At 43.7% G+C, this 6985-nt stretch carries 8 protein-coding genes, 2 tRNA genes and 1 pseudogene; 6 read left to right on the top strand and 5 right to left on the bottom strand.

The window, feature by feature from the left end; all coding sequences use genetic code 11:
• From IM485_RS11580 to IM485_RS23005, 3 genes and pseudogenes are all read left to right on the top strand, one after another.
• Positions 1 to 108 (top strand): transposase (locus IM485_RS11580; RefSeq protein WP_271928149.1); only part of this gene is annotated, 108 nt, incomplete at its 5' end.
• Positions 109 to 138: 30 nt separating this feature from the next.
• Positions 139 to 1413 (top strand): annotated as a pseudogene (locus tag IM485_RS11575) (choice-of-anchor I family protein); the annotation flags it as partial.
• Between the two features lie 12 nt (positions 1414 to 1425).
• The gene (locus tag IM485_RS23005) at positions 1426 to 1542 is read left to right on the top strand and encodes a PEP-CTERM sorting domain-containing protein (RefSeq protein ID WP_502882184.1); all 117 of its coding nucleotides are present in this window, start codon (positions 1426 to 1428) and stop codon (positions 1540 to 1542) included.
• A gap of 331 nt (positions 1543 to 1873) precedes the next feature.
• Here the strand turns inward: IM485_RS23005 and tsaB are convergent, their stop codons facing one another.
• From tsaB to IM485_RS11555, 4 genes are all read right to left on the bottom strand, one after another.
• Positions 1874 to 2476 carry a tRNA (adenosine(37)-N6)-threonylcarbamoyltransferase complex dimerization subunit type 1 TsaB gene (gene tsaB / locus IM485_RS11570; RefSeq protein WP_104396514.1) on the bottom strand — a complete coding sequence of 201 codons (603 nt, stop codon included), beginning with the start codon at positions 2474 to 2476 and terminating at the stop codon, positions 1874 to 1876.
• 29 nt (positions 2477 to 2505) lie between these two features.
• Positions 2506 to 2577 (bottom strand) — tRNA-Lys (locus IM485_RS11565).
• Positions 2578 to 2640: 63 nt separating this feature from the next.
• The gene (locus IM485_RS11560; RefSeq protein WP_104396513.1) at positions 2641 to 3513 is read right to left on the bottom strand and encodes an aldose epimerase family protein; all 873 of its coding nucleotides are present in this window, start codon (positions 3511 to 3513) and stop codon (positions 2641 to 2643) included.
• A 74-nt stretch (positions 3514 to 3587) separates the two neighbouring features.
• Positions 3588 to 4274 carry a diacylglycerol/polyprenol kinase family protein gene (locus IM485_RS11555; protein ID WP_104396512.1) on the bottom strand — a complete coding sequence of 229 codons (687 nt, stop codon included), beginning with the start codon at positions 4272 to 4274 and terminating at the stop codon, positions 3588 to 3590.
• 54 nt (positions 4275 to 4328) lie between these two features.
• On the opposite strand from IM485_RS11555, the gene yidD reads away from it, so the two are divergent.
• Positions 4329 to 4559 carry a membrane protein insertion efficiency factor YidD gene (gene yidD, locus IM485_RS11550; RefSeq protein ID WP_104396511.1) on the top strand — a complete coding sequence of 77 codons (231 nt, stop codon included), beginning with the start codon at positions 4329 to 4331 and terminating at the stop codon, positions 4557 to 4559.
• A gap of 16 nt (positions 4560 to 4575) precedes the next feature.
• Here yidD and IM485_RS11545 read toward each other — a convergent pair whose 3' ends face one another.
• Entirely contained in the window at positions 4576 to 5334 is a 759-nt protein-coding gene (locus IM485_RS11545; RefSeq protein WP_104396510.1) for an LmeA family phospholipid-binding protein, read from the bottom strand.
• Positions 5335 to 5532: 198 nt separating this feature from the next.
• Between IM485_RS11545 and IM485_RS11540 the strand changes: the two genes are divergently transcribed.
• On the top strand, positions 5533 to 6672 hold the full coding sequence (locus IM485_RS11540; protein ID WP_287743155.1) for a ferrochelatase: 1140 nt from the start codon (positions 5533 to 5535) through the stop codon (positions 6670 to 6672).
• Positions 6673 to 6760: 88 nt separating this feature from the next.
• Positions 6761 to 6833: transfer RNA gene (locus IM485_RS11535), tRNA-Arg, on the top strand.
• Positions 6834 to 6985 lie beyond the last annotated feature (152 nt).

The following is a 6985-nucleotide window of genomic DNA, read 5'->3' as shown; positions in this document are numbered from 1 at the left end:
TTAATTGAGGGAATGAATACCAAAATAAAGCTTATTAAAAGAATGAGTTATGGATTTACCAATTTTCAACATCTTCGACTTAAGCTGTTTGCTTGCTTTAATTCATAACAAAAATTAACACACGAAAACCAGAAGAGCCCAATTCCCTTACCCTCGATCGATCTTAGTCCCTACGGTGCAGGGGTTAATAGCGTTGCCATCAAAAATGGTATCGTGGCCCTGGCCATGGAAGCTAATCCCATTACCAATAACGGCAGTGTAGTATTTTTCGATACTAATGGTGTCTTTCAGAGTCAGGTTACTGTGGGCGCTTTACCAGATATGTTAACCTTTACTCCTGACGGTAATCGGGTTTTGGTCGCTAACGAAGGGGAAGCGAGAGGAGCGATCGATCCCGATGGTTCCGTTAGTATTATTAATCTTAGTGCTGGTGTTCTCAATGCCACGGTCAACACTGCTACCTTTACCAGTTTTAATGGTCAAGAGAACACTTTAAGAAATCAGGGAGTCCGCATTTTCCCCGGTCAAACGGTTTCCCAAGATGTGGAACCGGAATACATCACCGTTTCCGACGATGGAACCACTGCATGGGTAGCTTTACAGGAAAATAATGGTATTGCCGTAGTCGATATTGTTAACGCTCAAGTCACCAGTATTTTACCTTTAGGAGCCAAAAATTTTAACGCTTCTGGTAATGGTTTCGATCCTAGCGATCGAGATGGGGTAGTATTTGGAGGAGCGACTAATTCCCCAGCAGTCAGAATTAATAATTGGCCGGTTTTTGGCTTATATCAACCGGATACGATTGCCACCGTTACCATCGCCGGACAAACCTATTTAATTACTGCCAATGAAGGGGATACTAGAAATGAGGCTCGACGAGTTTCTACTCTAACTTTAGACCCCAATGCTTTCCCTAATGCGGCCCAATTGCAATTAGCCCAAAATCTCGGACGTTTAGATGTTTCTAGCATTGACGGACTTAACGCCCAAGGTCAATATAGCCAACTTTTTGCCTATGGTGGTCGTTCTTTTTCGATTTGGAATGTCACTAATGGACTGTCCCCAGTCTTCGATAGTGGCGATGATTTTGAACAAATTTTAGCGACTTTTTCGGCAACTCCCCTAACTGCTAGTATTTTTAATTCCGATGGTAATCCTAGCAGCTTCGATAGTCGTAGCGATAACCGCGGGCCAGAACCGGAAGGTTTAGCATTGGGAAGCGTGAGGAATCGTCTCTATACTTTTGTGGGAATAGAAAGGGCTGGCGGTTTCATGGTTTATGATATTACCAACCCTAGTAATCCTTTGTTCACCAATTATATCAACGATTGGCAATTAGGGGATATCTCTCCCGAAGGATTATTATTTATTCCCGCTGCCGATAGTCCTAATGGTACTCCCCTGTTAATTGTTGCCAATGAAGTGAGTCGTAATGTGGCGATTTATTCCGTCAAACCTGTCCCAGAACCTAGCGCAGTTTTAGGATTGCTAACCCTCGGATTAGCTGGTTATAGTTTGAAAAAAAGAGGGAATTCCTAATTAGGGTCTGCTGAAAAAGTTTTTCGGTGGTGGCAGGGTGTAGGGTGTAGGGTGTGGGGTGTAGGGTTTTACCGATTTTGAGGGGGTCAATTACCTAATTTTCAGGGAAAAAGTCCAGGGATTTTTCCCTCGATCACTCCCATATCTGGTACTTTTTGATTGCCAAAAAGTCTAAAAGTTTTACCCAACAAGGTTTTTAGATTTATTCAGCAAACCCTAATTAGAGCATTTAATTGATTAATGCTCATTCTTAATTCTCCTGAATCCTGACTACTGGCTCCTTACTCCTCACCTAAGGTCAGATTTTTGATTTTTGCAAGAAATCCATTAATCACATCCCGTAAAACGGTAGCGCCTCCGACCAATGGGGGCGTTTTCCCGTTTGCCAATCCAAATGGGCTAAATCGAGGATATCGGTGGCATTTATGCCTAAATAGCTGGGTGTGGCTAATCTTTGATAGGGAATAGTTAAGTTTTCTAAAGTCTGCTGCCATTGTTCCGGAGTCATCAGGCTATCAGCTAAATAAACCCGATTACCCCGATAGATGCCCACATACAATTGTCCCCTAGTTGCGGGCATTTCTAGGGCTAGATAGCTATCGAGGGGGTAAAAATCCCGTTGTGACCAAGCAAAGGCCGCTAAACTAGAGACGGTAAAAATCGGTAGCTGTAATTGTTGTGCTAGGGTTCTAGCGGTGACTATACCGATGCGGGTACTGGTAAAGCTCCCCGGCCCCTTAGCAGTGGCTAGAAAGGCTAAATCAGCCCATTTTTGCGGGGCTAGGAACTGTTTTAGATAGGGGTGGAATAGGTTCGATAAGTCCCTGTCTAAGTCCCAAGTTTGTTGACGACTATCATCGCTGAAATTAGAGATGGCTAGTCCTAGTTGGGGACTGCTGGTATGTAAGGCTAATCCATAGACAGGGGAAGACAAGTCAATCTTTCTGTATTAGTAAGTTTTTATGGGTCGCCTGGGATTCGAACCCAAGACCAATCGGTTAAAAGCCGAGTGCTCTACCGCTGAGCTAGCGACCCGTTTCGTGTTCTGCACACGATTTATCAATATAACATCTTATCGGGGCTAAGTCAAGGGGTAATTTAAATTTGATTGACTCGCATTTCCACGATCGCCTCGCGGCTACTCTGGGGGTCTAAGTAGGTCAAATGTTCGCCTGTGTTGAGGGCGTTGCGGGGAGCGCTCCAAGGTTCGAGACAGATATAATTTTTATCTTTCAGGGTCCAAAAAACTAGGGTTGTATAGAGATCGTCGTAACCGAGGACAATTTGACGCTGATGATAGGAATCACTAAAACTACTTTGATGGCGCGTAATTTGCGGAAAAGCAGCATCAATTTCTTCGAGATTAAAGTCAAAGTTGCCAGAGTAGGAATGGAGGGTCTTCGTGCGTTGGTCGAGGTATTGGGAGGAGGGAATATCAAAGGATAATCGGGTTTTATCGGTGACTTGAAAATAGGGATGAAATCCGATAGAAAAGGGCATTCTTTCGGGGGAAAGATTAATTACTTTTTGGTGAATTTTGAGGCTGTTTCCTTGCAGTTGATAGGTAAAGATTAATTGAAAATCAAAGGGATAGACTTGACGAGTGGCTTCATTACTGTTTAATTCTAGGGTTAAACTAGCGGCGGTTTCGCTGCTTTGTTTGCTCACTTGCCAGGGTAAATCACGAGCAAATCCGTGTTGTTTGAGGGTGTAGTTTCGGCCTTGGTGTTGATAGCTATTATCGGGTAAGTTGCCACAGATAGGGAATAAAATCGGGACTCCTCCGCGGACGCTGAGGTTAGGATCTTTGAATCTTTCTGTGTCCAGATATAAAATATCTTCTCCGCAAATTTGCCAACGGGTGATGATTCCTCCTCTAGCGGGAACCACTTCCAGATAAGCGTCAGCTTCTTCATCCTTGAGACAATAGGTAAGATATTGATTTTGGTTTTGAGTGATCGTAAAAGTCATTTCAGTTATCAGTTACCAGTGATCAGTTATCAGTGAATATCATCGGTCTTCGGTCGCTTGAAAGCTGGGATAGACTAGCTTGAGATGAAAATTTGGGTAAGAAAATAGGCAATGGCGGCACTACCAACGGGTACAGTGAGATTATCTATACCTAGTTTCGAGAAAGTTTCTAGAATAGTGGCTCCGATCGCTGTCAATAAAGATACTAAAATAATTGGCGGATTAATGCCATTAATAAAAGATAAAATAATCAAGCTGACTAAAAAACTGATTGCTAACATAGTCAGGGAACCTTCCAGACTTTTGCCACTGCCGAAAATTTTGTAGGGATGTTGACCAAAATTTTGTCCCACTAGGGCTGCTAATCCGTCTCCTAAAGCCATAATTAAAATACCCAGTGCTGCGTATTCGGGGTGAGAAATTGGCCAAAAATAAGCCACAAGAACACCGATACTAACAGCATAAAAAAAAGTTCCCCAACTGCGGCGACCGACACTATTAAGACTAGGTAAAATGGGTAAAAAATAGGATAGGATAGCGATAGTTGCCGCTAGGATCGCGGCGCATATTCCCACCCAAGCAGGGATATTTAACCACCAGGCCAAAAGGATGACGTTTCCCGTGCCAATGTGGACAACTTTGCGGGTAATTTCGCCATCGGTACTGAAAACCCTTTTTAATTGTTCAGCGATCAGAATCAGAGCAGCTAGGTAACAGGCGACTAAACTGATCGAAAATAGGAGAGAGTGGGATAGTTCCACGTGACAAAAGCGAAAATTGACTATCTATTAGTTTAGGCGATCGAGGTGACATTGATGAAAGGAATTTTTATTGGTTTAATTAAGGGATATAAACGGTTTATTTCGCCGCTATTTCCCCCTTCCTGTCGTTTTCAACCCACCTGTTCCCAGTATGCCATGGAAGCGATCGATCGCTTTGGTGTGCTGCGGGGTTCTTGGTTAGCAATTAAGCGTATTCTCCGTTGTCATCCCTTTCACCCCGGAGGTTACGATCCTGTACCTCCCTGTCACCACAAGCACGATTAAAGGGCAAAAATACTGCCTATTTTCTTTGGGGAAAACGCTCGATATCGGCGATACCATAAAAAATGATCTGTTTATCTTTTAAACGTAGTCGATCGACTCTTAATTGGGTACCATCGAGGGCAAATTTATCTAAATCCATGAGGTTGTTAACGTGGCTGATTAAAGCCTCTCCTAAAGCTTTCGATCTTTCGTCGCCTTGATAAACCACATCAACAAATTGAATTTTTCGCCGTTCTTCCACAACCACAGCAGTGGTCATTTCTAGAAGAATCGGTTCTTCTTCTCCCAATTTAATTAGACTTTTCAGAGTTAAAGTTTTATCGTCATTGAGAATTAATTCTGTGTTCTGACAGTGAATTGATTTACCTTCGTGCTCTAATCTTTGCAGTTTTTCGACAATAAAAGGTGTATTAAAAGAGGTGGTTAAGTCTTCTTCCGTTAAAACTACCCGCAAGGTGGCCCGCGTCGGTTGACGGAGTTTCACCTGTCCGGTAAAAATGGCACTAAAATCGATCGCCACCGCTTGCACATACAATTCCATGGCTTCGATGCGTAGGCCATTGTACATGAGCATTGACTGACCGATAAAGTCAAAACCGTCGATACTGCCTTGCAGTAATTTGGCTACGGGTTCGGCGCGGACAGTCGCTGTCAGCTTGCCTGTGCGTTTGAATAATGCAGCGATCGCAGCACTCACCACTTTACTGATGAGTTGATCGCCGCTCTGATTGGGAAAAGGTAAGCTACCAAACACGCCTGCTGTCATATCTCTCATAGGTGGGACTGCAACGATCTTAACATTATTTAAAGTTTCTTTACATATCGTTTTATTAATCAGGATGATAAGTAATCTGTATGATTCTGTAGAGGTTATAAATTTTTAGCGGTCTATCGCGTGCGAGGGGATAGGATGAAAAAACGCTACTATCCCAGTGATATAGCGTTTTTCACTTAAAAAATCGGGGTTAAAAACGTGGTTGCCATTTCAGATCAACAACAGTTAGCCGCTACCCACAACCACAGCGATCGAGTGGCGGTATTATTGATGGGATACGGGGAAGTGGAGAGTTATGAGGACTTCGCCAACTATAATGAACAGGCCTTAAATCTGCTGACGGCTAAGTTCGCTCCCGTACCGACTTGGGTTTATCCTCCCCTAGCGAAATTATTGGCCCTATTTGACCTACACGAATGGCAGCACCAGCATAATCACTTTATTTCGCCCCATAACCACATTTTCGAGCATCAAAGACAGGAAATCGAGCGCAATTTACAGGCAAAATGGGGTAATCGGGTGGAGGTATTCAAAGCGTTTAACTTCTGCGCGCCTTTTTTACCGGCACAAGTATTAACGGAAATCCGCGAGCGGGGATTCGAGAAAATTTTGATCTATCCTCTCCTCGTTGTTGATTCTATCTTTACCAGTGGCATTGCGATCGAACAAGTTAACAAAGCTTTAGCTCAAGGACAAACGGGGGAACATTGGGTCAAAGGATTGCGCTATATTCCCTCGTTTTATAACCAACCCGCTTATATAGATCTAATGGCGCGGTTAGTGGAGGAAAAAATCGCGGCCGAGGTAGCTAGTAGCTGTCTTCCCTCGCAAATTGGCATTATTTTAATGAATCACGGTTGTCCCCACGAAGCTAAGGGATTTACGTCGGGAATCGATGAAAGTCAAGCTTTATACGAGTTAGTCCGGGAAAAATTAATCTATCGTTATCCCTTGATTTCGGTGGGTTGGTTAAATCACCAAACCCCCTTAATTAAATGGACGCAACCGAATGCAGAGTTAGCGGCAAAGAATTTAATCGAATTGGGGGCAAAAGCCTTAATTTTCATGCCGATTGGCTTTGCTACGGAAAATCACGAAACTTTACTGGATGTGGAGCATATTATCGAAGCTTTACGCCGCAAGCACGACCAAGTTAATTATGTGCAGATGGCCTGTGTCAACGATAACCCCGAATTTTGCCGGATGGCTGCCGATTGGGCCGATGAACATATCGAAGCTCTTCTATCACAAGAGGCTTTATCTGTCAATAGTTCTGTAACAATTCCTCACATTCATTCCGACCACCATCATCACCACGGACACCACCACCATCATTAAGCTTGGACAGTGGCAAAGAGGGGCAACGGCGAAAATTAGTCCTACCACTTGTCACTTTTGGAAGTATAATCTATAATTGTGCTTTCCTGGGTACGTAGCTCAATGGATAGAGCATCCGCCTTCTAAGCGGACGGTTGTAGGTTCGATCCCTACCGTACCCGTTATTGTTAAGTAGGGTCTGCTGAAAAAGTTTTTCCTGGGGGTAGGGTGTGGGGTGTGGGGTGTGGGGTGTAGGGTTTTACCGATTTTCAGGTGGTCAACTACCTAATTTTCAGGGAAAAAGTACCTCAATTTTCCCCCTGATCACTCCCAT

Source organism: Microcystis sp. M169S2 (genome assembly GCF_020245865.1).
GTDB classification, from domain to species: Bacteria; Cyanobacteriota; Cyanobacteriia; order Cyanobacteriales; family Microcystaceae; genus Microcystis; species Microcystis ichthyoblabe_A.
The sequence above is the reverse complement of the archived record's forward strand: the minus strand, read 5'-3'. Positions and strand labels throughout refer to the sequence as shown.

Excerpts from the sequence above, each read along its gene's own strand:
- IM485_RS11560 (WP_104396513.1), bottom strand. The coding sequence starts at position 3,513 with ATGACTTTTACGATCACTCAAAACCAAAATCAATATCTTACCTATTGT.
- yidD (WP_104396511.1), top strand. The coding sequence starts at position 4,329 with ATGAAAGGAATTTTTATTGGTTTAATTAAGGGATATAAACGGTTTATT.
- IM485_RS11545 (WP_104396510.1), bottom strand. The coding sequence starts at position 5,334 with ATGAGAGATATGACAGCAGGCGTGTTTGGTAGCTTACCTTTTCCCAAT.